The organism is Pseudomonas sp. W4I3, assembly GCF_030816195.1.
Lineage (GTDB): Bacteria > Pseudomonadota > Gammaproteobacteria > Pseudomonadales > Pseudomonadaceae > Aquipseudomonas.
This window is the reverse complement of sequence record NZ_JAUSXS010000001.1, coordinates 1,772,408-1,798,830: the sequence shown is the minus strand read 5'-3', so window position 1 is coordinate 1,798,830 and position 26,423 is coordinate 1,772,408. Positions and strand designations below refer to the sequence as shown.

The following is a 26,423-nucleotide window of genomic DNA, read 5'->3' as shown; positions in this document are numbered from 1 at the left end:
CAACTCAGAAGAGGCCGAAGGCCGCGACAGGGCTGGCCAGCAGGCCGGCGCCCGCCAGTATCAGCGCCAGGCGTGGCCGATACGGCAACAGCAGCACCAGCAGCAAGGCGCTGAGCATCAGCACCGCGCACCACTCCACCAGGCCCTGGCCCCAACCCGTGGTGGCCACCGCCGGCCAGGGCGACAGCGTCAGCAGCAACCAACCGGCCCCGCGCAATACCAGACGCCGTGCGGGTGAGGGTTTGCGGCGCAGCAACTCGCCGTGATGACGGTCGATCGACAGGCACAGCGCGGTAAACCCGGCGTAGCACAGGAGCAGCGCGAGCAGCATTCAGCCGGCCTCCTGTTTGAGCGTTAATGTTCGTGCAGGCTCAGCCTGGGGCTGAGACGCCGTGCGACACCGCATCTTCCAGGCTGCCCAGGCCAGGAACAGGCCGCTGGCCAGGCACGTCAGGTCGAAGCCGGCCATGGCCCAGTCGCCCTTCACCAGTGAAACGCCCAGATGCTGCGAGGTGGTCAGCGCATTGACCAGCGGGATGGCAACGAACAGCAGCGCAGCCAGGCTCAATTGCTCGATCCATGCCTGACAGCCGCGACGCACCAGCGCGTGCACCAGGCTCAAGGCCCAGGCGATGAAGAAGGCTCGCACCTCCCAGTCGGAACGCTCGGCGAAGCTCGCCGGTAACCAGCGGTTCGCCCAGAAAAACGCTGCGATGGCGATCAGCAGGCCGGACATACTGGCGATATTCAGCACTTCCACCAGGCGCAGCTCAAACGGCATGACGCCGGTTTTGGCGTGCTTGAGCTGGCGCTTGCCGAGCCACATCACCAGCCCGGTTCCGATCATCGCCGTGCCTGCCAGGCCGCAAATAAAGTACAGCCAGCGCAACACCGGGCCGGCGAAGTGGCCCATGTGCAAGCCGTAAAAACCCCCACCGATGACCGCTGGCAAGGACGGCTCGCCACTGACCCGCAACAACTCGCCAGTTGTGCCGTTGAACGACACGCTGCTGCCGAAATCATGCACCACGCTGTCGGACCCGGCGCGGAACACATTCACCGAGGCGTTGACGTCACTCGGACTATTCACCGCCAAGCGCCCGACATGCCCACCCGCCCACTGTTGCTGCGCCTGTTGGTACATCGGCCACAACGGCAGCAAAGTGCCCGGCTGGCCGAGCGCCGGCGCATTCTCGGAGCTGGGAAACACCTCATTGAAGAACGCACGGCTGTCGTTGCCATACGAGGCCAGAATCGGCGCCGGCACCACCATGTTCATGAAGATCACCAGGCTGCTGTAGGTGATCATCAGGTGGAACGGCAATACGAGCACGCCCACCGCGTTGTGCCCGTCCAGCCACGAACGTTGGCCTTTGCGCGGGCGGAAGGTGAAGAAGTCCTTGAAGATTTTCTTGTGGGTAATGATGCCGGTGATCAGCGCGACGAACATCACCATGGCGGCAAGGGTGGCCAGCCAACGGCCCCACGGGTAAGGCATTTGCAACTGGAAGTGGAAACGGTAGAAGAATTCGCCGCCCATGCTCTCACGGGCCTGGACCGCTTGGCCGCTGACCGGGTCGAGGACTTTCTGGATGAAGGTGCCGCGCTTGCCGGGCTCGACCTTGTCTTGCCACATCACCGACAGGCCGGGGTCGCGGTGGGTGGGCAAGGTGATGAACCAGCGCGCGGCCGTGGGCGCCTGTCGCTGCAGATAGCTTTGCGCCACGGCGAGGCTGCGTGCGTTGTCCAATGGATGGGCCTGGACTTCGGGCTGCATCCAGTGGGTTATCTCATCTTTGAAATACGCCAGGGTGCCGGTCAGGAAAATCGCGAACAACAACCAGCCGAAGATCAACCCCGCCCAGGTGTGCAGCCAGGCCATGGCTTGGCGAAAGCCTTCTTTCATGTGCGCACCATCCACAAACCCACGCCCGCCAGGATGGCAAACAGCGCACTGGGCACCATCACCCCCGCCCACGCGCGCCACGCCGTGCGGCAGGCGAAACACCACAGCACCGCCAGCAGGTAGAACACGAAGGAACTCATCATGCCGGTGATCACGGCATCGGCGCGGGAGGTTGGCAGCCACAGCGCGAGGCAGATAGCCGCGAGGGAGGCCATCAGGTAACCACCGATCACAGCCGCCAGCACACGGGAGGTGACGGCGAGGCGATAAGCGGCGGGCAATGAGGTTTTGCTTTTCATGCGGCAGGCGCCAAGTTCATCAGCGCGCAATATTAATGATAAATATTCTCATAAGCAAAAGAGAACGGATGAATCACCGGCCATGGCCGATTGCCGAACCGCGTCCTCGGCCCTACAATGCGAACAATTCTTGTTCTCTAAAGCATGCCAATGCTGATGGAGTGATCACTTGCCGCCGTCCAACACCGTCGAAGTTCTCTACAACGACCATCACCACTGGCTCACCGGCTGGTTGCGACGCAAGCTCGGCTGCCCTGAAAGCGCGGCCGACCTGGCGCAGGACACCTTCATCCGGCTGCTCAGCGCCCGCGAAGCGCCAACACTGAACGAACCCCGCGCCTTTCTCGTCACCGTCGCCAAGCGCGTGCTGTTCAACTTCTACCGTCGCCAAGACCTGGAACGCGCCTACCTCGATGCACTGGCACAAATGCCGCAGCACGTGGCGCCGTCGGAAGAAGACCGCGCCATTATCTTGCAGACCCTGGTGGAGCTGGACCAACTGCTCGACGGCCTGCCGGTGCAGGTCAAACGCGCCTTCCTGCTGGCCCAGCTCGACGGGCTGACCTACGCTCAAATCGGCGCGCAACTGGGCATCTCCATTGCCACCGTCAAACGCCACCTGACCAAAGCCGCCCTGCGCTGCTACTTCGCCCTATGAACGTTTCCTCTCAAGTTGCCGAACAAGCCGTGCACTGGTTGCTGGAAATGCAGCAAGGCACGCTCACCCCGCGCCAGCAGTTGGCCTGGCAGCAATGGCTGGAGGCGCACAGCGAACACCAGCGCGCCTGGGACCAGATCCAGCGCGTCAACCAGCGCCTGCGCGGCATGCCTTCGCCCCTGGCGCATGCGGCGTTGAATGCCCCCACATCCAACAGCCGGCGCCAGGCGCTCAAGCTGTTGTTGATCCTCGGCGCCGGTTCGGCGGCAGCCTGGAGCCTTCGCCAGCAACATATCCTGCCGCCGTTGACGGCCGACTACCGCAGCCCGGTTGGCCAGCGCCGCACCGTGCAGTTGGCCGACGGCAGCCACTTGCAGCTCAACACCGGCAGCGCGGTGGACGTGCATTTCGATAGCCAGCAGCGCCTGATCCGCCTGCTCGAAGGTGAAATCCAGCTGACCGCCCGCGCAGGCGCCACGCCGCTGCGCGTACTCACCGGCCAGGGCCTGCTCAGCAGCCAGGCGGCGCGCTTGAATGTGCGGCAGTTCAACGACCATACCCAACTGGCGGTGCTCGACGGCCATGTCGACGTGATGCCCAACCACTACAACGGCCTGCCGCTGAGCATCGCGGCTGCGCATCAGGTCAATTTCACCCGCAAAGGCTGGGACAGCCCTCGCCCAACCGATGCCAACAGCGGTGCCTGGGCTGACGGCATGCTGGTGGCTGCGCATATGCGCCTGGCGGATTTCCTCGGCGAACTCGCACGCTACCGCCGCGGCCAGCTCAACTGCGACCCGCAGGTGGCGAACCTGCTGCTGTCGGGCAGTTATCCACTGGATGACAGCGAACGCATTCTCGACCTGCTGGAAGTCAGCCTGCCGGTCACCGTGCGGCGCTTTACCCGCTACTGGGTGACGGTCCAGGCCCGCGCCTGAACATATTTAAAAAAACAGTGAGCCGTTTTCCAGCCCTCGCGTGACAGAGAAGGAAAGCCACCTTGATCCTTCCCTCTCAGGACCGCCCCTCATGCCCCTGCAACCGACGCTTCTTGCCCGCACCCTGCGCCAGCTCCTGCTCGGCGCCAGCCTCAGCCTGACCGTGTTGCCCACGGTACTGGCGGCCCAAGACAAGACCTATCACATCGCACCCACCAGCCTGGAAGCGGCCCTGAACCAGTTCGGCCGCGAAGCGGGCGTGCTGGTGTCCTTCGGTTCCGAGGTCACCGCCGGCCTGCAAAGCCCAGGCTTGTCGGGCAGCTACAGCGCCGCCGAGGGCCTGCAAAAACTGTTGGAAGGCAGTGGCCTGCAAGCCCGTGCCGAGGGCGACAATGCCTACAGCCTGCAACCGGCCAGCGCCCCGGCCACCCTCGAGCTGCAGACCTCCAACGTGGTCGGCGACTGGCTCGGCGATGCGGCCCAGACCAACGTGTTCGAACACCCCGGCGCACGCGACGTGATTCGCCGCGACACCTTCGAACGCCAGGGCGCCACCCAGGCCCGCGACGTGCTCAACCGCATCCCCGGCGTCAACGCCCCGGACAACAACGGCACCGGCAGCCATGACATGGCGCTGAACTTCGGTATTCGCGGGCTCAACCCACGCCTGGCGTCGCGCTCCACGGTGCTGATGGACGGCATCCCCGTGCCCTTCGCGCCCTATGGCCAGCCGCAACTGTCCTTCGCCCCGATCAGCATGGGCAACATGGACGCGGTCGACGTGGTACGCGGCGGCGGCGCGGTGCGCTACGGCCCGCAGAACGTCGGCGGCATCGTCAACTTCGTGACCCGCGCCATCCCGCAGGCGCCCACCGTCAAAGGCGGTCTGCAGACCGAAACCAGCCCGTCCTCCAGCCACGATGGCTTCAAGACCACCGGCAACCTGCTGGCCGGCGGCACCGCCGACAATGGCCTGGGCGGCGCGCTGCTGTACTCCGGAACCCGCGGCGGTGACTGGCGTGAAAACAGCGACACGCGCATCGATGACCTGATTCTGAAGGGCAAATACCAACTGGATGACGCCAACAGCTTCAACGCCATGGCGCAGTACTACGAAGGCCAGGCCGATATGCCCGGCGGCTTGAACGTCAAGGACTACAAGGCCGATCCGTACCAGTCGACCCGCCCTTACGACAAGTTCTGGGGCCGCCGCACGATGTTCAACGTCGGCTACCGCTACGAGCAGGATCGCCGGGAATTCACGGTCAACAGCTTCTTCACCAAGACCCTGCGCAGCGGTTATCTCGACCAAGGCAACTTCCTCTCGCTGTCACCCCGCGAATACTGGGTACGTGGCCTGGAAACCCGCTTCGCCCAAGGCTTCGACCTCGGCCCCACCCGCCACGAAGTCGGCGTTGGCTACCGCTACATCAACGAAGCCGGCCACGAGTTGCGCTACCGCACGCCGATTGCCGCCAATCAGCCAATGCCGAGCACCGACAGCCGTAACGACCGCGACACGCGCGGCGGCACCGAAGCCAATGCATTCTTCATCGACGACCGTATCGATATCGGCAAGTGGACGATCACACCGGGCATCCGCTACGAGATGATCAAGTCCCAGCAGAGCAACAACCTCACCAACGTCAACTACAAGGGCGACTACAACACCGCGCTGCCGGCGTTGAACGTGCTCTACCACCTCACCGATGACTGGAACCTCTACGCCAATACGGAAGGTTCGTTCGGCAGCGTGCAGTACAGCCAGATGCCCAACCGCGTGAACAGCGGGGAAGTGAAACCGGAAAAAGCCCGCACCTGGGAGCTGGGTACGCGCTATGACAACGGCAGCCTGCGCGCGGAAATCGGTGCGTTCCTGATCAATTTCGATAACCAGTACGACAGCAACCAGACCAATGACACCGTGATCGCCCGCGGTGAAACCCGGCACCAGGGCATCGAGTCGAGCATCAACTATGCCCTCGACGGCCTGAGCCCGGCGCTGGCCGGCTTCGACGTGTATGCCACCTACGCGTATGTCGACGCGACCATCCGCGAAGACGGCCCGAACAAAGGCAACCGAGTGCCCTTCTCGTCCAGGCACAAAGGCACCCTCGGCGTGGGTTACACCGAAGGGCCGTGGAAGCTCAACCTGGACAGCAGCTACCAGAGCAGCCAGTTCGCCGACAACGCCAACACCCAAGCCGAAAGCGCCGACGGCGCGAATGGGCGTATCCCTGGCTACATGCTGTTCAGCAGCCGCGCAGCCTATGACTTCGGCCCGCAGCTGTCGGACTTGAACGTGGCGGTCGGTGTGAAAAATATTTTCAACAAGCAGTACTACACACGCTCGTTCGACGATAACAACAAGGGCAAGTACGTGGGTGAACCGCGCACGGTGTATGTGCAAACGTCCATCGCGTTCTGACTGGCCGCCTTCAATTTGCAGGCCATCCCACATTTGATACCCAACATGCCCGAACGCAAACGGGCCTGCATGTGCAGGCCCGTTTTCAAGGGGGAGTTGAACCGTTATCAGCCGTTGAACACGGCGCGTTCTTTTTCCAGAAACTCCTGCTCAAGCTCATCTTCATTGACTTTGGTGGTCGGCTGGTTTTTACCGGCAGCGCGGGGCTTGCCTTGCAGTTTGCCGAACAGATGTTCCAGCGCGTGATCGAGCTTGGTGGCCGCGCCATCGATCGCTTGTTCCAGCGTATCGGCTTTATGAATGACCGAAACTGGTTGATGGCCCTTTGGCCGTGCTTCCAGACGGCAACTCAGATCGTGGGGGCCTGGCTTGTCGCCGTTCTCATCGCGCAGGTACACCTCAACGCGGGTCAGGTCTTCTTCATAACGTTCGAGCGTGCTCTCAATGGTGGTACGTACCCACTCCTCCAGTCGGATGCTGCTTTCAATATGGTTATCGCTATTGACTTGGATTTGCATAGTTCTTCCCTTATTTCAGCTAGCTCGCCAGAGATCACAAACTGCAACACCGGGGTGGTGAAACCATGACCTCTTGATTACACAATTGAGCACTCGCTGAAACAATTCAACCCCTTTGCAAAGATAAATCCTACATTACAAATTAACCCTGACGACAAGCAAAAACGCTGTTAGGGTGGGGAGTTAGTCACATCTTCCTACACCCGAAGATCCTCACAATTGCCCCTCCCCCAAGGGGTGCAACGCGCGAAAAATCCCCGCCTCCTCCACCAGCCAGTCATGCACTGCGCGTACGCCCGGATGGCTTAATGCGCCTGGGGCATACAGCAGCACGTAGCGTTTGTGGTTGGGCACGGCCAGGCCGAACGGCACGATCAGGGTGCCGCGCTCCAGTTCGTCGTTGAGCAGCGTGCGCCGCGCAATCGCCACGCCCATGCCGGCGATGGCGGCTTCGATGGTCAGGTGGTTGCGATTGAAGGTGTGCCCGCGACGCACATCGGCATCGTGGTAACCGATGGCATTCAAGTAAAACTCCCACTCGGCGTATTCATAACTCCCACGCCAGGCGGTGATGTCGTGCAGCAGCGGGAAGTGCGCCAGGTCCGCCGGCCCATGCAGCGGCGGGCGCCCGCGCAGCAGGCTGGGAGCGCACACCGGAAAGATCTGTTCGTCCAGCAGCGCTGTGGATAACAGGCCTGGGTAGCTCCCATCGTTAAGGTCGATGGCCAGGTCGAAGTCGCCCTCGTGCAGGGCGATGCTGCTGTCTTCGGCGACCATGCGCAGCTGGATGTCCGGGAAGCGCTGTTGCAAACGTGGCAGACGCGGGGTCAGCCACTTGCCGAGAAACGACGGAATCGAACGCAGGCGCAGGGTGCCGCTGATCATCCCGGCGTCCAGACGCTGTAACTCGGCGTCAATGCTGCCATAGGCCTCCCCCACCACCTTCGCCAGGCGCTGCCCTTCGGCACTCAGTTCCACGCCTCTGGCCCGTCGGTGAAACAGTCGAAAGCCCAGGCGCTCCTCCAACTGGCGAATCTGCTGGCTCACCGCCCCCGGCGTGATGTGCAGTTCTTCGGCGCAGCGGGTGAACGACAAATGCCGCGCAGCGCAGGAAAACACGTGCAGCCAGACATACGTCTGGCCATGGAGCGGGCGAGTCATAGCGTTTAGTCCTGCTAAAGGGTGTCTTAGGATAATTCGTTGGTCAGTGCCGATCCAGAGGCTCAGTATCGCGCCAATTCCGCCTGCTCTACAAAACATGGCAGCGATTTCTACTCCATTGCTTGTAAGGCTTTAGCATGGCTATCAGTGTTTTCGATCTATTCAAAGTGGGCATCGGCCCGTCCAGCTCCCATACCGTCGGCCCCATGCGCGCTGCGGCAACCTTTGCCCAGGCGCTGACCGACCAGCAGTTGCTCAGCCAGACCCGCCGCGTTGAAGTGCGTTTATACGGTTCGCTGTCCGCGACCGGCGTCGGTCACGCCACCGACCGCGCCTGTGTAATGGGCTTGATGGGTGAATGGCCGGATCGCGTCGACCCCACCTCGATCAACGCACGCATCCAGCAACTGCGCGAGTCCGGCCAGCTGCTTCTCGCCGGCCAGCACACCATTGCCTTCAACTGGCACACCGACCTGCTGCTGCTCGACGAAAGCCTGCCCTACCACCCCAACGCCATGTCCCTGCACGCCTATGGCGACAGCGGCCTGGCAAGCGAGCAAACCTACTACTCGGTGGGCGGTGGTTTCATCATCGAAGCGGCCGAAGCCGCGTCGGGCATTGCGCCGAGCAGCGATGTGCAGTTGCCCTACGACTTTTCCAGCGCCGTCGAGTTGCTGGCCTTGTGCAACCAGCACGGCCTGCGGGTTTCGGAACTGATGATGGCCAACGAACGGGCCTGGCGCAGCGACGCAGAAATCCGCAGCGGCCTGCTGCACATCTGGTCGGTGATGCGTGAATGCGTGGAGCAAGGCCTGCGCGATGAAGGCATTCTGCCCGGTGGCCTGGACGTCCCACGTCGCGCGGCGAAACTGCACCGCAGCCTGTTGGAAATCGGCAAGCCAAACGTGATCACGTCAACCTTGTCGGCCATGGAGTGGGTCAACCTGTTCGCCCTCGCCGTCAACGAAGAGAATGCCGCCGGTGGACGCATGGTCACCGCGCCGACCAATGGCGCGGCGGGCATCATCCCGGCGGTGCTGCATTACTACATGAAGTTCAACGCCGACGCGTCCGACGACGACGTCGTCAATTTCTTCCTGGCCGCCGCCGCCGTCGGCATCCTTTGCAAGAAGAACGCGTCGATCTCCGGTGCCGAAGTTGGCTGCCAGGGCGAAGTCGGCTCGGCCTGCGCCATGGCCGCCGCCGGGCTGGCCGATATCCTCGGCGCCACCCCTGAGCAATTGGAGAATGCCGCCGAAATCGGCCTGGAACACAACCTTGGCCTGACCTGCGACCCGGTCGGCGGCCTCGTGCAGGTGCCCTGCATCGAGCGCAACGCCATCGCAGCCGTCAAAGCGATCAACGCCACCCAAATGGCACTGCGCGGCGACGGCAAGCACTTCATTTCCCTGGACCGGGTGATCCGCACCATGCGCGATACCGGCGCCGACATGCATGACAAATACAAAGAAACTTCACGGGGCGGCCTGGCGGTCAGCTGGGTGGAGTGCTGATCGGAGCACTTGCACCCGCCCCAACGTGAGCCCGCGCAAAAATAATAACGAGGCAATATCGATGACTGATGTACGTACACCTGCTGCCGAAAATCCCGCTGTAGAGAGCACTGTCACCACCGGCTGGACCAAACACGACACCACCTGGATGCTCGGCCTCTACGGCACCGCCATTGGCGCAGGCACCTTGTTCCTGCCGATCAATGCCGGCGTTGGCGGCTTCTGGCCGTTGATCGTACTGGCGCTGCTGGCCTTCCCGATGACCTTCTTCGCCCACCGTGGGCTGACGCGCTTCGTGCTGTCGGGCAAATCCGGCGACATCACCGAAGTGGTCGAAGAACACTTCGGCGTGGGTGCAGGCAAGCTGATCACCCTGCTGTACTTCTTTGCGATCTTCCCGATTCTGCTGGTCTACAGCGTGGCACTGACCAATACCCTCGGCAGTTTCATGCAACACCAACTGCACATGACCCCGCCGCCGCGGGCGATCCTGTCGCTGGTGCTGATCCTCGGCCTGATGGCCATCGTGCGCTGCGGCCAAGGCGTGATCGTCAAGGCCATGAGCGTACTGGTGTACCCGTTCGTCGCCGCCTTGTTGTTGCTCGCTGTCAGCCTGATCCCCAACTGGAACGGCGCATTCTTCGCCTCCGCCAGCGAAGGCATGCCGTTGCCGCTGTTCTTCAAGACCCTGTGGCTGGCGATCCCGGTGATGGTGTTCTCGTTCAACCACTCGCCGATCATCTCCGCGTTCGCCGTCGACCAGAAGCGCGTGTACGGCGCCCAGGCCGAACGCAAAAGCAGCGGCATCCTCGCCACCGCCCACGGCATGATGGTGGTGACCGTGATGTTCTTCTGCTTCAGTTGCGTGCTGGCGCTGTCGCCGGCTGACCTCGCTGCGGCCAAGGCACAGAACATCTCGATCCTGTCGTACCTGGCCAACCACTTCCAGACCCCGGTGATCGCCTACGCCGCGCCGTTGATCGCGCTGGTGGCAATCACCAAATCCTTCCTTGGTCATTACATCGGTGCCAGCGAAGGCTTCCAGGGCTTGATCGTCAAATCCCTGCGCGGGCGCAATCGCTCCATGTCGTCCAAAGGCCTGGAACGCTGCACCGCGCTGTTCATGGTGCTGGCCTGCTGGGCCGTGGCCACGTTCAACCCAAGCATCCTGGGCATGATCGAAACCCTCGGCGGGCCGATCATCGCGTGCCTGCTGTTCCTGATGCCGATGTACGCGATCCAGCGCGTGCCAGCTCTGCGCCAGTATTCGGGCCAGGTGTCGAATGTGTTCGTGGTGGTGATCGGCCTGATTGCGCTGTCTGCGATCGTTTTCTCCGTGCTGCCCTGAAACGGGTCACCGCCCTGAGAAACAACCCCAGGTCACCTGTGGGAGGGGGCTTGCTCCCGATAGCGGTGTATCAGCCAACAAATACTCGGCTGGAACACCGCAATCGGGGGCAAGCCCCCTCCCACATTCAGAGTTTCAGCGCCTGTACGGCACGGCCCTTGCTGTAGAGCCTGTGAGGAAAACGGACTTTGGCCGGTGGTCAGGCAACACGAACTATTCGCGACACCGGTCGTCAATGACTGCATGTTCTTATCAGGCGGTAGCGCACCATGGACAACCCTTTTCAGATCATCACCGACACCTTCAGCCCACAATATCGCGTCAACCTGAGCATCCAGCGGCTGGACGGCAGCATCATGCTCACCCTCTCGGATGAAACCGGCGTAGTGGCCAAACGCATGATCAGCGCCGAACAGCGCAACGATCCGCAGCGGCTCAAGCGCCTGGTGCAAAGCATCCAGTTCGGCATCGCCATCGAGCAGGGTCACAGCGCCATGGAAATCCTCGCGGTGATGACGGATGGGGATAACCACAAGCTCCTGCAGCGCCCTCCCACCCGTGACCTGCCGTTCAGCGTCGGGCTTTAAAGCTCGCCCTTCTCGGTCTCCAGGCTCGCCTCGCCCTTGCGGCGCGGGCCTTCGACCTTCACCGACGGAAAGGCCGACGACGCATAGCGCACCACCAGAATTGCGAAGGCCAACAGCAGAATCCCACCGCACAAATAGATAATGCCCACGTCTGGCGGGTTGTGATGGGACACGTTAGAGATCAGCAGACGCGTCAGCGCGGTGATCGCCACGTAGATCAGAAAGCGTACCGGCATGTGGTTGGTCTTGAAGTAGATCCCGACCATGGCGCCCAACTCCAGGTAGATGAACAGCAGCAAGATGTCATCGATCTTGATGTGCCCATTTTCCAGCATCCCCAGAAACTCCATCACCGCCGCCCAGGCGGTCACCGCCCCGATGGCGAACAGCGCCAGGTAGTGGAACGACTCGACAAACAGATTGCCCAGCGAATCGGCCAGCCCATGGACTTGCTGGCGCAGCTTTTCGGCCCAGTTGATTTTCACGATGATGTTTCCTTAGGTCGGCTCGACCGGATAATGCGGGATGGACGTGACGGTTGTTCTGCATGCAGAAAAAAGGCCAGCATTGGGGAGTGAGATGGTGGCCGGGTGGCATGAGACACTTGTGAGAGTGAGCAGAACAGATACTTAGCCCATCCGAAAGGTGTGGCCTATCAAGGATATCGTTGACGCGCGTGTAGAACCGAGAGCACCCGAATGTTATCTGTCGCCTTATAGACGACCAGATAATTCGGATGTACCACCATCTCTCGCGTACCAATGATTCTGCCAGGGCGGTAAAGGTGGGGTCTGCGAGAGAGAGCCAGCACCGAGGCTTCAATGGAACGTTTTAACTCCAAAGCGGCTATGGGATTACGATGACTGAGGTACTCAATAATTTGGCGAAGTTCCACCCGCGCTGCGGGTGCCCACTCAATCAGCATCGCCTTTCTTGAGCTTAGATTCGATCAACGCTTGCATCTCGGCCATCACCTCGTCGTGAGGAATACCGGGACTGGTGTCATCAAGAGCGGCCTGTACCTTGGTGCGAAACCAGCGGTCGTAACTGTCTGCCTGTTCTTCGGTATCTGCTTGGATACCAGAGGAAAAGGGATTGTCCATAAAAACCTCCGTTGTCGATAATGAGAATTCTAGTCGCTGGCGTTTTTGCTGTCGTGCTTCAAGCGATGAAGTGAGTAACAGAAAAAATCCACGCTCAACCATTCATTTTTTAGACCGTTCCCACCAACGTGGGAACGATCGGGACGTAGCGTCAGGCGGGCGCGACTTGCTCCAGCACTCAATCGACTAGCAGACCGCCCATTTCAATCAACTGGTGAATTGCCAGGACCAAGCTTCGCTGCGGGCCATCAAGGTCGAATGCCAGCATATTGGCCATTTCACGGGCACTGATTAGGGTCTCGCTGGCGTTGGCCAATAAGGTTTCTGTGTCAGCTTCAGGCATGACGTTGAATAACATCGAATCGGTAGACGGGGGGTTGGGTGTGTGTTTTTTCATGGCCCAGTTCCTTAATAAGAAACCATCACCGTCTGCCGCCAAGCAGATTGGGGTGACGGATTGCACAAGGTTGGCGGACCGGCAAGGAACAACCCGGCACCCCGAGGGGTCCATGCGCAACCCGCCATGACACGAGAATACAGTGCAAAAAACCAGCAATCTCATAACGGGGGTCGTTGCGCTTCCTTGTCGGGCCGCCAAGCCCGCTCGCTGCAACTGCAGCGCCCGAGGAAGGTAAGGCACCGGGCAATTCCAGCGCAACCCCGGCAAGTTGTCAGAAATTTCCGCTGTAGCAAACCCCCATTTCCCAACTACATTAAAAACCTACTATCCAAACCCCGGCGTTTGGCTTATCCTTTTCACTGTATGTAAATACAGTAGTCGCAAAGACAACTATCGTGAAGGCATGTGAGGTGGTGAATGGCCGTCGAAGTGGTATACCGCAGCAGCCGAGATCTGGAGCGTTTGTTCATGGATAAAGCCGAAGCTGACCGTCATGACAAGATGCTTGAACTCGCTGAGTTGCTGGCAGAAGTGTTGCAAAAAGCCGTGCCATCCCTGAGTGAGCAGCAGGTGGAAGAAGCCGGGATCTACATGGCGAAGAACCGCGATGTATTTGCCAAGGCGTTCAAGAGCCAACCGGACGCGCTGTCCGAGTTGCTGAACGCGGCGGCGGAATAAAGCCCGAATTGAACAGGCCCTGAATCATGGATTCAGGGCCTTTTTAATGCCCGGCTATTGGTAAAGCAGGCGTTCGGCAAGCTCGTCCGCGACCCGGGCCGGGGAGCGTTTTTCAGCTTGGGCATGGGCGTAGATTTCGGTGAGGCGCCTGGCGATGTTGGACAGGTGCGCGGTGATGCTCGGCAGCTCGGCGCCGCTGTGTTTGAGCGCGACGTAGATCAGCCCGCCGGAGTTGATCACGTAGTCCGGGGCGTAGAGGATACCGCGCCCTTCCAGTTGGTCGGCCACTTGCAGGTTGGTCAGTTGTGCGCTGGCGGAACCGGCCACGGCGGCGCAGCGCAGTTGGCCGACGCTCTGGCGATTGAACACTGCTCCCACGCCGCAGGGCGCGAGGATATCGCACGGGGTGCTGAGCAAGGCGTCGTTGGCGATGGGGTGGGCGCCCAGCTGTTCCATGGCCAGTTGCACCTTGCCGTGGTCGATGTCGCTGACCAGCAGTTCGGCGCCCGCCGCATGCAGCTGTTCGGCCAGGGCGTAGCCGACGTTGCCCAGGCCCTGCACCGCCACGCGCAGGCCTTCGAGGTTGTCGCTGCCCAGGCGGGCCATGGCGGTGGCGCGGATACCGGTGAACACGCCCATGGCCGCATGGGGCGCGGGGTCGCCGGCGGCGGTGGTACTGGTGACGAAGCGGGTGTGCTGGGCGATGCAGTCCATGTCGGCGACCGAGGTGCCGCTGTCGATGGCGGTGATGTAGCGCCCGCCCAGTTGTTCCACACAGCGACCGAAGGCTTCAAACAGGGTGGCGCGGCTTTCCACATGGGCCGGGCGCAGGATCACCGCCGTGCCGCCTCCCACCGGCAAGCCCGCCAGCGCGGCCTTGTAGCTCATGCCCTGGGCCAGGCGCGCGGCATCGGCCACGGCACTTTCGTCGTCGGGGTAGGCAAGGTAGCGGCAGCCGCCCAGAGCCGGGCCGAGGCGGCTGTTGTGAATGGCGATGATCGCCTTCAGCCCGCTCACCGGGTCGACGCTCAGGTGCAGCGATTCAAGGCGGGTGCTGTGCATGAGCGCAAACATCAAGAGCTCCCGAATCACTTCTGGTAGTGGCCCAAGTATAGGCTCACGGCAGCAGACTGCTGGATTGCACTGGAATAAGCACCGCTATTTAAGCGGGGGCTGCGGTATAAGCGCGTGGGATATTTACTCAAGGTGCTGGACGAAAATTCGCAGCAAGGCTAAAACGAGGCATCCGCCGGAGAACGCAATGAAGCCCCGCCAAGCCTTTTTCGCCTGCCTGGACCGCTCGCCCCCAGCGCTGTTTGAAGCCGCGCTCTGGATTGCGGCCGAGCATGACGCTGCCGTGCAGCCACCGCTCATCCTGCAGGCGTTCGGCGCGCTGCAACAACAGATCAGCCTGGGCATGCCGCTGCTACCGGCCGATGAATTGGGTCAGCCGCTGCTGCGATGCATGAACGACCTGGGGTTCGCCCAGGATGATTTCACCCCGCTACGCCCCGCCGCCGCATTGCTGGACAAGGTGTTGCAACGTAAACGCGGGCAACCCCTGGCCATGGGCCTGATCGCGCTGGAGCTGGCGCGGCGCTTGGAAATCCCCATGGTCGGCGTGAATTTCCCTGGCCACTTCCTGTTGCGGGTCCCGGGTGCCGATCACCTGCTGGACCCGTGCGGCGGTCGGCGCCTGTACCCCAACGACTGTCGCGAGCTGCTGCACCGCCAGTACGGGGCCAATCTCAAACTGCAGGCCGAGCACCTGCACAGCGCCGAGCCCCGCGCGATCCTGCAACGGCTGTCACGTAACCTGCGCCAGCTGTACCTCGCCAACGACGAACCGCTGGCCGCCCTGATAGATGCCGAGCGCGTGCTCGAACTGGGCAATGCCAGCGCCGCCGACTACCTGGCGCGGGCCAGCCTGTATCAACGCCTGGACTGCCCCAGCGCCGAGCGTTTCGACTTGGAACACGCATTGATGCTCAGCGAAGACCCGATCCAGCGCCTGCGCCTGACCGAGCGGCTGGGGCACCTGCCTCCCAATGCAGTGGTGCATTAGGGCGCCTTGAGGGTGTCGCCCTGCACAGAGCTGGTGGGTGCGCTCGCGCTGGGCGAACGCACCTGGATAATCAACAGCGCCGCGATCACCGCCGGAATCGCACAGAAGAAGAAAATCTGCTGCACCGGAATGTGCATCGCCAGCAGCATGCTGCCCAGCAACGGCCCCAGAATCGAACCAAATCGTCCCACCCCCAATGCCCAGCCCGTACCGGTGGCGCGCACGTGTGCCGGGTAGAAATTACTGGCGAACGCATTGAGGGTCAGTTGCCCACCGATGATGCAGAACCCGGCGGCGAACACGCAGGCCACCAGATAACGCGGATTGTCGTGATTCAGGCCCAGCAGCACCGTGCACACCGCCGCGGCAGCCAGCACGGCGGATAAGAGGCGCACTTTGCTTTTGAGCCGGTCGGCGAACCAGGCCATCGCGATGGCGCCCAACGTGCCGGCGAACAGGAACATCGAGGTCACCAGGTTGGCCTCGTTCAGCGCCAGCCCGCTTTCGAGCAACAGCGACGGCAGCCAACTGATCATGAAGTACAGCAGGATCAGGCTGACAAAAAACGTCGCCCAGATCAGCACCGTCGGGCGGGCATAGCCATGACGGAACAGCTCCACCACCGTCAGTTGGCTGCCCTGCTCCTGGCGATTTTGCGCCTCGCTCGCCAGGGGCGCCCGCCAATCGGGCAGCATGCGCGCCGTGACCTTGTGCAACCGCGCATAGGGCGGTGCATCGCGCAGCAAGCGAGGCAGGGATTCCGGCAACAGCCACAAAAGGAAGGGAAACAACAGCAGCGGCGTTACACCGCCCGCGAGGAACACCGCCTGCCAGCCAAACCCGTCGATAAACCCCGCCGCCACAAACCCGCCGGCCGCCCCACCGAACGAGAAGCCACACGCGGCCAGGGTCACCATCAAGGTGCGCAGGCGCGGCGGTGAATATTCCGACATCAGCGCCATGGCGCTGGGCATCGCGCCGCCCATGCCGATGCCGCAGATAAAGCGCGCGGCCATCAGCGTCGTCAGGGAGTTGGCGAACACCATCAACACCGTGAGGCTGGCGTAGATCAGCACACAGCCCAGCAGGATGCGGCGCACGCCGAACCGGTCCGCCAGCGGCGTCACCAGCAGCGAGCCGAAGGTAAGACCGAGCAGGTTGGCACTGAACACCGGGCCGAACGCGGCTTTTTCCAGGCCCCAGTCCTTGGCCAGCGCCGGCACCACATAGCCCAGCACCTGGGCGTCGTAGCCGTCGGTCACTAGCAGCAAGGCCAGCAGCAGAAGGATCAACCACTGATAGCGCGACACCGGACGGGCGTCGAGTGCCGCGCGAAAGCTGGCAATCTGGTTGTGCATCGCAAGGTACCTTTAATTATTTTTATTGGCCGACACACATCAACTGTGGGAGGGGGCTTGCTCCCGATGCGGTGTGGCAGTCGACACATTCATAGCTGACACACCGCTATCGGGAGCAAGCCCCCTCCCACATGGATTTGAGTGTTTCAGGGGGTATCCGGTTGATTGGCAGGGTGCGCCTGTAGAAACGCCGGATGCTGCGCCGCCAGTGCCGCGACCCTGGCGATACGCGGGTACGCCGCCAGCGACACCTTGAAACGCTCTGCCGCGTAAAGCTGCGGAATCAGAAACACGTCGGCAAGCCCCGGCTGTTCGCCAAAGCAATACCCTTGATTGCCGATCAACTGCTCCACCGCGCCAAGGCCCTGGCTGATCCAGTGCCCGATCCACTCCAGCAACTGCTCCTCGTTGTGCCCCCACTGGCGCAGCAGGTTCTGGGTGCTGGAGTTGTGCAACGGGTGAATGTCGCAGGCAATGATCGACGCCACGGCGCGCTCGTGGGCTCGGGCGGCAAGGTCCGTGGAAAGCAGCGGTACCTGTGGATAACGTTCGTCCAGGTATTCGATGATCGGCAATGACTGGATCAACAACTCGCCGTCATCGGTGCGCAAGGCCGGCACGCGCCCTTGCGGGTTGATCGCCAGGTACTCGGGCTGGCGATTGGCGCCACCCGCCGGTACCAGCAGATTGACCGGCACCGCCGTGAAATCCAGGCCCTTGAGCGCCAGAGCGATCCGTACCCGGTACGACGCAGTGGAACGGTAGTAAGTATAGAGTTCCATCACCCTGCCCTCTCAGCGTGCAGCGACTACGGTGCCGCGGCATTCACCGAAGCCGATGGAGGCAAAGCCTTCGCGGTTGCAACGCGCGCGCAGGATGATTTCGTCACCGTCTTCAAGGAACTTGCGCACCTCGCCGGACGCCAGCTCAATCGGCTTTTTACCGCCCTCGGTGATTTCCAGCAGGCTGCCGAACTGTCCCGGCTGCGGCCCCGACAGGGTGCCCGAACCAAACAGATCGCCAGCCTGCAACTGGCAACCGTTGACGCTGTGGTGGGCAACCATTTGCGCCACGGTCCAGTACATATGCTCGGTGTTGCTCAAGGTCAGGCGATGGGCCGGCAGGTTCTGTTCACGCATCGCGGCGGTGGTCAGCAGCACTTCCAGTTCGATATCGAAGGCGCCCGCCTTCTGATCGCGAGGGTCCAGCAGGTACGGCAACGGCTGCGGATCACCTTCGGGCCGCGCCGGTTGCGCCTTGCGGAACGGTTCCAGCGCTTCGGCCGTCACCACCCAGGGCGAGATGCTGGTGATGAAGCTCTTGGACAGAAACGGCCCCAGCGGCTGGTATTCCCAGGCCTGGATATCGCGTGCCGACCAATCGTTTAGCAGGCAGAAACCGGCGATGTGCTCGGCTGCATCGCTGATGGCAATCGCGTCGCACATGGCATTGCCCTGGCCGATCCAGATGCCCAGTTCCAGCTCATAGTCCAGGCGGGCGCAGGGGCCGAAGGTCGGCTCGGTCTGGCCGGCGGGCAAGGTCTGCCCTTTGGGGCGACGCACCTCGGTGCCCGATGGGCGGATGGTCGAGGCGCGGCCGTGATAACCAATCGGCACGTACTTGTAGTTGGGCAACAGGGGGTTGTCGGGGCGGAACAATTTGCCGACGTTCTGTGCGTGTTCGATGCCGACATAGAAGTCGGTGTAATCGTTGATCTTGGCGGGCAGGTGCATCTGGCAATCAGCGGCACGGTGCAGCACTTGCGCCTCGCGGGTCTTCAGCTTGCTGCCTTCGGCAAGCAGTTCCAGCAGGCGCTCGCGCAAGGCCACGCGTGGGCCACGGCCGAGTTCGAAAAATGCGTTCAGCTGGCCGCCAGCAGTTGCCTCAACGGCACGCCGGGCTTCACCGTCAAATTCATCCAGCGCGGCGTGCAGGTCGAGGATCGCGTCGCCAATCGCCACGCCACTGCGCGGTGCCGAGCCGTTGATGCTGAACACCCCCAGCGGCAGGTTCTGCAGCGGGAAATCCGCGTGACCGTTGGCGGAGGTTACCCAGCTGCGGGTCTGTGTGGGTTGCGTCATGGGTTATCTCCGATTCGGGTTGAAGGTGGCGGGCAGTGAAGCCCAGCACGCGTCATAAGCGGGTTGCAGTTGCGGGCATTGCAGGGCGAACTGGGTGGGGCGCAGCACCTGGCTGGTTTCGAACATGAACGCCATGGTGTTATCGATCTTGTGCGGCGCAAGCTCTGCGTTGATCGCTTTGGTACAGGTCTCGCCGTCGGGCCCGTGGGCGCTCATGCAGCTGTGCAGCGACGCGCCGCCGGGCACGAAGCCCTCGGCCTTGGCGTCGTAGGCACCCTGGATCAGGCCCATGTATTCGTTCATCAGGTTGCGGTGGAACCACGGCGGCCGGAAGGTGTTCTCGGCCACCATCCAGCGTGGCGGGAATATCACGAAATCGAGGTTGGCCAGGCCATGCACGCTGGTAGGCGAGGTCAATACGGTGAAAATCGACGGGTCCGGGTGATCGAAACTCACCGTGCCGATGGTGTTGAAGCGGCGCAGGTCGTATTTGTACGGCACGTTGTTGCCGTGCCAGGCGACCACGTTGAGCGGCGAATGGTCGAGCTCGCAAGCCCATAGCTCGCCGAGGAATTTCTGCACCAGCGTGGTCGGTTGCTTGAGGTCTTCGTAGTGGGCGACCGGGCTGAGAAAGTCGCGCGGGTTGGCCAGGCCGTTGCTGCCGATGGGCCCTAGGTCCGGCAGGCGCAGCGGCGCGCCGTGGTTCTCGGCGACATAACCGCGCGCCTGAGCATCGAGCAGTTCGACACGGAACTTGAGCCCGCGTGGCAGCACGACGATTTCCAGCGGCTCGACCTCAAGCACGCCCAATTCCGTTGCGATGCGCAGGCGGCCTTGCTCGGGCACGATCAACAGTTCGCCATCGGCGTTGAAGAACACCCGCTCCATCGAACGGTTGGCGCGGTAGTTGTAGATGCTGATACCGGAAGGGTTTTCCGCGCCTGAATTGGCCACCGTGCGTACCAGCCCGTCGATAAAGTCGGTGGGCTCGCTGGGCATGTCCAGCGGGTTCCAGCGCAGGCGATTGGGCGTCACGGCGCCCAGCGGCCCGCCTGCCAATTGCCTCTGCAACTTGATGAACGCCGGGTGATTGGCCGACGGCTGGATGCGGTACAGCCAGGTGCGCCGGGCTTCGCTGCGAGCCATGGTGAAGGCCGTGCCGGAGAACAGTTCGGTGTAGAGGCCGTAAGGCGCTTTTTGCGGGGAATTCTGGCCGACGGGCAACGCGCCAGGCAGGGCTTCGCTGGCGAATTCATTGCCAAAGCCCGATTGGTATTCGAGGTCCATGGATCATCCTCAGACGGAAGTTGTTTTTATCGTAATCCAGTTACGCATAACGTAATTTGATCACTATCGACCGTCAAGCTATAAAGACGCCCACTCATCTCTCGGATTCCCGCTCCCCCATGGAAAAGCCCCGCGACACCGGCAAACAGAAAGTCCGCTCGGCCGAAGTAGGCACCGACATTCTCAAGGCCCTGGCAGAACTGTCGCCGGCCACGTCGCTGTCGCGCCTGGCCGAGCATGTGCAGATGCCGGCGAGCAAGGTCCACCGCTATCTGCAGGCGCTGATCGCGTCGGGTTTTGCCGAACAGAACGCCGCCACCAACCATTACGGCTTGGGCCGCGAAGCCTTGCGCGTGGGCCTGGCCGCGCTGGGCAGCATGGATGTGTTGAAGGTGGGCGCGATGCCCCTGGCGGAGCTGCGCGATGAACTGAATGAAACCTGCTTCCTGGCGGTATGGGGCAACCAGGGGGCGACCGTGGTGCAGATCGAACCGGCGGTGCGCGCCGTGACGGTGGTGACCCAGCTAGGCTCGGTGTTACCACTGCTCAGCTCTTCCACCGGGCTGGTGTTCAGCGCCTACCTGCCCACGCGGGAAACCGTGGAACTGCGCGAGCGTGAGATTCAAGCGGGCCTGGCCCACAGCCTGGCGGATGACGCTGCCTACGTCACTGTCTGCGAACAGATCCGCCGCCGAGGCCTGCACTTCGTGCATGGCTTGCTGATGCCGGGGGTGGATGCGTTGTCGGCGCCGGTGTTCAACGCCATCGGGCACGTGGCGGCGGTGATGACCGTAGTCGGCCCCACCTCGTTGTTCCATGCCGATGAAGACGGCCCGGCGGCGCAGCGATTGCTGGCGGCGACCAAGGCCGTGAGTTGGCGCATGGGCTATCAGCCCTGAATCAGTCGTCCCAACGTGACAGGGCCACCGCCACCCGGTTCTCCAGGGCCTTGATCTGCGCGCCGGCGACCACGTAGTTGTTGGTCACCATGGAAAATGCCAACCGGCGCCCGTGGGCATCGGTGACATAACCGCTCAAGGACGACACGCCGCTCATCGAGCCGGTTTTGGCGTGCAGATTGTTTTGCGCCGGCGTGCCGCGCAGGCGATAACGCAAGCTGCCACCGCTCATGCGGTCGCTGTTGCCGGCAATCGGCAATGCGTTGTACCAAGCGTTGAACCACGGTTGCTTGCTCGCGGCGAGCAGCAGGTCGGTGAGGGTTTGCGTCGACACCAGGTTGCGGCGCGACAGGCCGGAACCGTCTACCTGGCTCAGCGTCACCGCATCCAGGCCCTGACGCTTGAGGAACCCCGCCACCGCCACGGCACCCGTTGCCGCCGTGCCGCTATTGGCGGTCTGCCGGCCCATGGCCTTTAGCAAGGCTTCGGACATGGCGTTGTTGGAAAGCTTGAGCAGCGGCGTGATCAACTCCTGCAAGGGCGCCGAACGGTGCTCGGCCAGCAGCGTCGCCGTGGCAGGGCTAGCCCCGCCCATCACGCGACGGCCCTGCACCCGGATGCCCTGCTGCGCCAGCGCCTGTTCAAACAGATTGGCCACCCATTGCGTCGGCTCCCATACGCTCACCAGTTGCTCGCTCTGCTTGCCGGGCGCAACAGCGCCACTGAGCTGCAACAGGTTGGTGCCATGCCGGCGGTTGATCCCATAACTGTTGCCCGGCCCACTGACGGCATGATTACTCAATTGCAGGTAATCGCTGGGCGGGAACAGGTCGACGCTCACCGGCAACCCCGCCCGCACCGACGCCTTGGCGGTGACCCGCACGCTGCCTGCGTCAAAATCTGTATTGGGCGACACCGTCAGCGCGGAGATCTGCGCACCGTAGTAGGTGGTTTCATCGTCGTGGGACCAATCGACACCCAGGCGTTCGGCGTCGAACCAGGTGTCGTCGAACACCAGGTCGCCCTGCACCTGGCGCACGCCCTGGCTGGCCAATTGCGCGGCCAGCGCTTGATAGTCGGCGTACTGGATGGTCGGGTCGCCCAGGCCGCGCAGGTACAGATTACCGGTCAGTCGATCGCCCTGACGGATGCCGTCGCTCAACAGTTGCGTGGCGAAGCGGTATTGCGGGCCCAGCACATCCATGGCCGCCGCGGTGGTCAGCAGCTTGAGGTTGGACGCCGGCACCAGGCGCGTGCCTGGGTTGTGCTGGTAGAGCGTGCTGCCGCTGCGGGCGTCGCGCACCATCAGCGAGACGCTGGCACCGTGCAACGCAGGATCCGCCAGCACCTTGTCGAGCGTCGCAGGGGTAGAGGTGGGTGAAACGCTGGCGCAGCCGCCCAGCAGAAAGCTCAAGCCAACCAGCAGGGCGCCGTTGTGTAACCATCTTCCAAAGTGCATCAGTAGCGTTTTCCGTAGGCATCGAATGCCGGCAACGCTAACAGCTCAGGTGCCAATGTGGGAGGGGGCAAACCCTAATGCCAGTCAGTTAAGCGAAAGAGGTTCACTGTAGGAGCGAGCTTGCTCGCGAAAAACGTCCAGGCAACGCGTTCATTCTGGATAAATACGGTGGCCTTGAGTTCTTCGCGAGCAAGCTCGCTCCTACAAAAAGCACATCCGGTCAGAAGGTAAGGGTGCTGGACACCGACACTTGCCGCGCATCGCCGATGGACACGAACTGCGTGTTCACCGACGAGGTGTAGTAGGTACGGTCGAACAGGTTCTTCACGTTGAGCTGGAACTTGACCTTCTGCCCGTCGAGCCGGGTGTCATAGCTGGCGAACACATCGGCCACGGTGTAGCTCGGCAATTCGAAGCTGTTGGCCGCGTCCCCTGCCCGCTCGCCCACGTAACGCGCACCGGCACCGACGCGCAGTTGATCACCGCCCAGGATGCTGCCGAAGTCATACACGGCCGACAACGAGGCGGTATTTTTCGCCACGTTCTGCAGGCGGTTGCCCTTGAGGGTCGGGTCTTCGGTGACCTCGGCATCGGTGTAGGCGTAACTGCCGATCAGGCTCCACTTGTCGCTCAGTTGGCCGCTGGCATCCAGCTCCAGGCCACGGGAACGAACCTTGCCCGCCACGCTGTAGACCGAGGTCAACCCATCGCCGACCTGCACCAGCACGTTGCGTTTATCGATGCTGAACAGCGCCGCGCTCGCGGTGATACGCCCCGGCAGGTCGAACTTGGTACCCAGCTCCCAGGCCTTGGATTCTTCCGGCTCGAGGCTGCCGTCGAGCACGGTTTTGTTGGCCAGCGGCGCGATGGTGGAGTTGGGTTTGAACGACTCGGTGTAGCTGCCGTAGAACGACAGCTCATCGGTGTAGCGATACACCAGCCCGGCACGCGGCACCCACTTCTGGCCATTGCCATCGGTGTTGGCGGTGAACGGCACGCCCTTGCCGGCGTATTGGTCGTACATCTGGTAGCGCGCACCGCCCACCAGGATCCACTGGTCGTTCAGGTGGATGGCATCCTGAAAGAACAGCGAATCGCTGCGCAGCAGGTCGGTCTGGTTGCTGTCCGGCGCACTGACCTTGGAGCCCGCCACTTCGTTGCCGTACACCGGATCGTTGTAGTTGAAGCTGCCGCGTGGCGCCTGGCGGATCAGGTCGGCGCGGTAGATCTTGCGGTATTCATCGTCCAGCCCGAACACCAGGTCGTGCTGCATGCCGGCAACGTCGACCTTGCCTTCAAGGCTGGCGGTGGCGAAGCGGTCGGTGGTCAGCGCGCCCTGGGTGCCGTCCATGCTGCGGGTCAGTGTGCCATTGGTGTTGACCTTGACCACACGCACCTGGCTGGCGTCGTAGGTTTCACGGTTCCAGCTGTAGCCGAAGTGGGCTTTCCAGTCATCGTTAAGGTCGTGATCGACCGTCAGGCGGTACAGGTCGGAGCGGCCTTCCATGTTGTTGAACGGCTCATCCAGGCGGCGGGTCGCGGGGATGTTCAGGGGGTGATTGGTTTTTGGGTCGATGGCTGTGCCACGGTCGAACGGCGACAGAAACTCGCGGTGTTCATAGGCAAACACCACTTGGGTCGCGTCGCCATACCAGCCCAGCGACGGCGCCACCAGGGTTTCGCGGTGGGTGCCGTAGTTGCGCCAATAGTCTTCGTCTTCGTGGTCGATGATCAGGCGATAGGCCAGGCCGCTGTCGCCTATCGGGCCGGTGGTATCCAGGTTGCCGCCACTGCCGTTCTTGCCGTTGCCGAAGGTCGAGCCGCGCGCAGTCAGGGAAGTGGACTGCACCAACTCGGGCTTTTTGCTGACGATGTTGACCACGCCGCCCGGGTCCTGGATGCCGTACAGCAGCGACGACGGGCCCTTGAGCACTTCCACGCGGTCGGCGGTGGCGTTCAACGCACGGCCCTGCACCACCGGCATGCCGTCCTTCATGATCGAGCCATTGCGGTTGTCGCCGAAGCCGCGCAGCATCACGGCGTCCTGGGTGCTGCCCAGGGTGTTGGACTGGGTGATGCCGCTGACATTGCCCAGCGCATCATCCAGGTTGCGCGGTTGTTGATCGCGCAATACCTGGGCGGGCACCACGTTGACGGTTTGCGGGGTTTCCAGCAGCAAGCCGCGGGAGCGCATCACCGAGCTGGTCGGTGGCGGCTGATAGCTGGTGCTGTCCTGGCCAGGGCTGGCGGCGCTGATGGTGGTGGCACCGAGGTTGACCGCGCCATCGGCGGGCAGCGGTTCCAGCGCCAGGGTACGGGCGTCGATCTGGCGGAAGGTGAAGCCCGAATTGCCCAGCAGGCGTTGCAGCGCCTGGGTCGCGCTCATGTACCCGTTGAGCGCCGGGGCGCTGAGGCCGTAGGGCGCTTCATCGGTGTAGATCACGCTGATCCCGGTGACCCGGCTGAAATCGCTCAGCGCCTGGGGCAATGGTTTGGCCGCCAGGGCAAAGTTGAACTGGGCGCTTTGCTGTTCCTGCGCCTGTGCCACGGCCAGGGGCAGCAACGCCAGCGCCGAGACTGAAAATACCGAGGCTCCCAGCCACTGTTTGACCCAACCGCCCGCCGTCGATTTCATGCTGTGAGCATCCGTGTAAAAACGCTGTTAATGCGAATTGATCGCAGTTTCAAGCACTACACGGATGGGCGAGCGGTTTACCTCACCGTTGTTTGCAACTTTTTTTTGTTATTGCGCCTGGATGCGGAAACCAAAGCGCGGGAAATGCACATGCACAGTGCCGGCGCGCTCGTCGGTGCGGCGCAGGATCAAGGCTTCGCGCCCGACAAACATCAGTTCACCGGCGACCGGATCGACGCCGTAGTCGATCGCCGCAATCGTGACGTGCTGGCCGGCCTTGAAGCCATTCAGGTCCTCGAATACTTCATCCGGCAGCGCCGCTGGCGTGGCCTCGCGGGCGATCTGCAACGCCTGCTCCGCCGTCATCTGACTGGCGGTGCCATGGCCAAAGCCCAGCACGCGCCCCAGCCACGCCAACACGGCAGGATAGGCATCCACCAACGGCGCGGTCACCGGGGTGGCCTTGAGAAACCACAGCGAGTGGGCCAGGGCAAAGTCGGCAATCGTCGGTTCGCCAAATAGAAAGTCCGCCGGCTCGCGCTGCAACTGTTGCTCCAAGCGCGCCATGATCGCCGGCCATTGCTGCTTGGCCAGTTCGGCCGGCAGCTTGCTTGCCGTACCGCCGCTGAACAGCGCGGCGCGGTCGGCCATAAACGCCTTGATCGCTTCCGGCGGCAACTTGCCAAACCGCACCGCCACCGACTCGGGCTGGAACACCAGGCTGACAGCGTGAGCGAACACGACGCTGTCGGCCCAGGTGGCGAAAGTCTGGGTGATCATTTCCTGGCCCAGGGGGAACAGCGCCGGCGAAGATTTTTCCTGCTCCAGGCGCCGGGCGATCAGGGAAGTGTCGCAATAGATATCCGCGCCGACTTGCAGCACCGGGGTCTTCCGGTAGCCGCCGGTCAAGGCCGTCAGGTCGGGCTTGGGCATCACCGGCGAGATGTGTACCGAATGCCAGGACAAGCCTTTGAAGCCCAGCAGCAGCCGAGCTTTTTCCGCAAACGGCGACGTCGGGTAATGGTGCAGGATGAGCTCAGACATGCGGGGGTCCACTTGAGGAATGAGCCCGCAGCTTAGCGCGCAAAACGGCTGGGCGGC

General features: G+C 62.4%; 26 protein-coding genes. 9 read left to right on the top strand and 17 right to left on the bottom strand.

Going from position 1 to position 26,423, the window contains the following annotated elements; translation table 11 throughout:
• Positions 1-4: 4 nt before the first annotated feature.
• Genes QF045_RS08100 through QF045_RS08090 form a run of 3 tightly spaced genes read right to left on the bottom strand, consistent with a single transcriptional unit; the run spans position 5 to position 2,205 of the window.
• Positions 5-331 (bottom strand): DUF3325 domain-containing protein, encoded by a 327-nt coding sequence (locus tag QF045_RS08100; protein WP_306491756.1) that lies wholly within the window; start codon positions 329-331, stop codon positions 5-7.
• Positions 332-1,906, bottom strand: a complete 1,575-nt coding sequence (locus QF045_RS08095; protein WP_306491755.1) for a PepSY domain-containing protein — start codon at positions 1,904-1,906, stop codon at positions 332-334. It abuts the gene before it with no gap.
• Positions 1,903-2,205: a DUF3649 domain-containing protein gene (locus tag QF045_RS08090; protein ID WP_306491754.1), complete on the bottom strand. Its 303-nt coding sequence runs from the start codon at positions 2,203-2,205 to the stop codon at positions 1,903-1,905. The genes QF045_RS08095 and QF045_RS08090 overlap by 4 nt, the downstream gene beginning before the upstream one ends.
• Before the next feature lie 169 nt (positions 2,206-2,374).
• Here QF045_RS08090 and QF045_RS08085 point away from each other — a divergent pair, with 169 nt between their 5' ends.
• The 3 genes from QF045_RS08085 to fecA all read left to right on the top strand — a co-directional run bounded on the left by QF045_RS08085 (position 2,375) and on the right by fecA (position 6,229).
• Positions 2,375-2,863, top strand: a complete 489-nt coding sequence (locus QF045_RS08085) for a sigma-70 family RNA polymerase sigma factor (RefSeq protein WP_306491753.1) — start codon at positions 2,375-2,377, stop codon at positions 2,861-2,863.
• The gene (locus QF045_RS08080) at positions 2,860-3,801 is read left to right on the top strand and encodes a FecR domain-containing protein (protein WP_306491752.1); all 942 of its coding nucleotides are present in this window, start codon (positions 2,860-2,862) and stop codon (positions 3,799-3,801) included. The genes QF045_RS08085 and QF045_RS08080 overlap by 4 nt, the downstream gene beginning before the upstream one ends.
• A gap of 91 nt (positions 3,802-3,892) precedes the next feature.
• Positions 3,893-6,229 carry a TonB-dependent Fe(3+) dicitrate receptor FecA gene (fecA, locus tag QF045_RS08075; protein ID WP_306491751.1) on the top strand — a complete coding sequence of 779 codons (2,337 nt, stop codon included), beginning with the start codon at positions 3,893-3,895 and terminating at the stop codon, positions 6,227-6,229.
• 107 nt (positions 6,230-6,336) lie between these two features.
• Here fecA and QF045_RS08070 read toward each other — a convergent pair whose 3' ends face one another.
• The gene (locus QF045_RS08070; protein ID WP_306491750.1) at positions 6,337-6,747 is read right to left on the bottom strand and encodes an HPF/RaiA family ribosome-associated protein; all 411 of its coding nucleotides are present in this window, start codon (positions 6,745-6,747) and stop codon (positions 6,337-6,339) included.
• 213 nt (positions 6,748-6,960) lie between these two features.
• Positions 6,961-7,908: a LysR substrate-binding domain-containing protein gene (locus tag QF045_RS08065; RefSeq protein WP_306491749.1), complete on the bottom strand. Its 948-nt coding sequence runs from the start codon at positions 7,906-7,908 to the stop codon at positions 6,961-6,963.
• 137 nt (positions 7,909-8,045) lie between these two features.
• Between QF045_RS08065 and QF045_RS08060 the strand changes: the two genes are divergently transcribed.
• From QF045_RS08060 to QF045_RS08050, 3 genes are all read left to right on the top strand, one after another.
• Positions 8,046-9,422, top strand: coding sequence for an L-serine ammonia-lyase (locus QF045_RS08060; RefSeq protein ID WP_306491748.1), 1,377 nt, complete (start codon positions 8,046-8,048; stop codon positions 9,420-9,422).
• Positions 9,423-9,483: 61 nt separating this feature from the next.
• Positions 9,484-10,770, top strand: a complete 1,287-nt coding sequence (locus tag QF045_RS08055; protein ID WP_306491747.1) for a serine/threonine transporter — start codon at positions 9,484-9,486, stop codon at positions 10,768-10,770.
• Positions 10,771-11,039: 269 nt separating this feature from the next.
• Positions 11,040-11,357 (top strand): DUF3509 domain-containing protein, encoded by a 318-nt coding sequence (locus QF045_RS08050; RefSeq protein ID WP_306491746.1) that lies wholly within the window; start codon positions 11,040-11,042, stop codon positions 11,355-11,357.
• On the opposite strand, the gene QF045_RS08045 is transcribed toward QF045_RS08050, so the two are convergent.
• The 4 genes from QF045_RS08045 to QF045_RS08030 form a co-directional block, all read right to left on the bottom strand.
• The gene (locus QF045_RS08045; protein ID WP_306491745.1) at positions 11,354-11,842 is read right to left on the bottom strand and encodes a phosphate-starvation-inducible protein PsiE; all 489 of its coding nucleotides are present in this window, start codon (positions 11,840-11,842) and stop codon (positions 11,354-11,356) included. The genes QF045_RS08050 and QF045_RS08045 overlap by 4 nt on opposite strands.
• 170 nt (positions 11,843-12,012) lie before the next feature.
• On the bottom strand, positions 12,013-12,282 hold the full coding sequence (locus QF045_RS08040) for a type II toxin-antitoxin system RelE/ParE family toxin (RefSeq protein WP_306491744.1): 270 nt from the start codon (positions 12,280-12,282) through the stop codon (positions 12,013-12,015).
• Positions 12,272-12,460: an antitoxin gene (locus QF045_RS08035; protein WP_306491743.1), complete on the bottom strand. Its 189-nt coding sequence runs from the start codon at positions 12,458-12,460 to the stop codon at positions 12,272-12,274. Before QF045_RS08035 ends, QF045_RS08040 begins: the two co-directional genes overlap by 11 nt.
• A gap of 178 nt (positions 12,461-12,638) precedes the next feature.
• A complete protein-coding gene (locus QF045_RS08030) occupies positions 12,639-12,857 on the bottom strand; it encodes a DUF6124 family protein (RefSeq protein ID WP_306491742.1) in 219 nt (72 codons plus the stop codon).
• Positions 12,858-13,277: 420 nt separating this feature from the next.
• Here QF045_RS08030 and QF045_RS08025 point away from each other — a divergent pair, with 420 nt between their 5' ends.
• Entirely contained in the window at positions 13,278-13,538 is a 261-nt protein-coding gene (locus QF045_RS08025) for a YebG family protein (RefSeq protein WP_003171979.1), read from the top strand.
• 54 nt (positions 13,539-13,592) lie between these two features.
• On the opposite strand, the gene QF045_RS08020 is transcribed toward QF045_RS08025, so the two are convergent.
• Positions 13,593-14,612, bottom strand: coding sequence for a Glu/Leu/Phe/Val dehydrogenase dimerization domain-containing protein (locus QF045_RS08020; RefSeq protein ID WP_306491741.1), 1,020 nt, complete (start codon positions 14,610-14,612; stop codon positions 13,593-13,595).
• Between the two features lie 187 nt (positions 14,613-14,799).
• Between QF045_RS08020 and QF045_RS08015 the strand changes: the two genes are divergently transcribed.
• Positions 14,800-15,603 (top strand): SirB1 family protein, encoded by an 804-nt coding sequence (locus QF045_RS08015; RefSeq protein ID WP_306491740.1) that lies wholly within the window; start codon positions 14,800-14,802, stop codon positions 15,601-15,603.
• Here the strand turns inward: QF045_RS08015 and QF045_RS08010 are convergent.
• From QF045_RS08010 to hmgA, 4 genes are all read right to left on the bottom strand, one after another.
• Entirely contained in the window at positions 15,600-16,961 is a 1,362-nt protein-coding gene (locus QF045_RS08010) for an aromatic acid/H+ symport family MFS transporter (RefSeq protein WP_306491739.1), read from the bottom strand. The two genes, QF045_RS08015 and QF045_RS08010, sit on opposite strands and share 4 nt — an antisense overlap.
• Positions 16,962-17,107: 146 nt before the next feature.
• Positions 17,108-17,743, bottom strand: a complete 636-nt coding sequence (gene maiA, locus QF045_RS08005; RefSeq protein ID WP_306491738.1) for a maleylacetoacetate isomerase — start codon at positions 17,741-17,743, stop codon at positions 17,108-17,110.
• 12 nt (positions 17,744-17,755) lie between these two features.
• Positions 17,756-19,042 (bottom strand): fumarylacetoacetase, encoded by a 1,287-nt coding sequence (fahA, locus tag QF045_RS08000; RefSeq protein WP_306491737.1) that lies wholly within the window; start codon positions 19,040-19,042, stop codon positions 17,756-17,758.
• Between the two features lie 3 nt (positions 19,043-19,045).
• Positions 19,046-20,329, bottom strand: a complete 1,284-nt coding sequence (gene hmgA / locus QF045_RS07995) for a homogentisate 1,2-dioxygenase (RefSeq protein WP_306491736.1) — start codon at positions 20,327-20,329, stop codon at positions 19,046-19,048.
• A 119-nt stretch (positions 20,330-20,448) separates the two neighbouring features.
• Here hmgA and QF045_RS07990 point away from each other — a divergent pair, with 119 nt between their 5' ends.
• The gene (locus tag QF045_RS07990) at positions 20,449-21,228 is read left to right on the top strand and encodes an IclR family transcriptional regulator (protein ID WP_306491735.1); all 780 of its coding nucleotides are present in this window, start codon (positions 20,449-20,451) and stop codon (positions 21,226-21,228) included.
• A 1-nt stretch (position 21,229) separates the two neighbouring features.
• Here the strand turns inward: QF045_RS07990 and dacB are convergent, their stop codons facing one another.
• From dacB to QF045_RS07975, 3 genes are all read right to left on the bottom strand, one after another.
• Complete coding sequence (gene dacB / locus QF045_RS07985) at positions 21,230-22,687, bottom strand: D-alanyl-D-alanine carboxypeptidase/D-alanyl-D-alanine-endopeptidase (RefSeq protein ID WP_306491734.1); 1,458 nt, start codon at positions 22,685-22,687, stop codon at positions 21,230-21,232.
• A gap of 220 nt (positions 22,688-22,907) precedes the next feature.
• Entirely contained in the window at positions 22,908-25,322 is a 2,415-nt protein-coding gene (locus QF045_RS07980) for a TonB-dependent receptor (protein ID WP_306491733.1), read from the bottom strand.
• Positions 25,323-25,430: 108 nt separating this feature from the next.
• Positions 25,431-26,366, bottom strand: coding sequence for a glutathione S-transferase family protein (locus QF045_RS07975; RefSeq protein ID WP_306491732.1), 936 nt, complete (start codon positions 26,364-26,366; stop codon positions 25,431-25,433).
• Between the last annotated feature and the right edge of the window lie 57 nt (positions 26,367-26,423).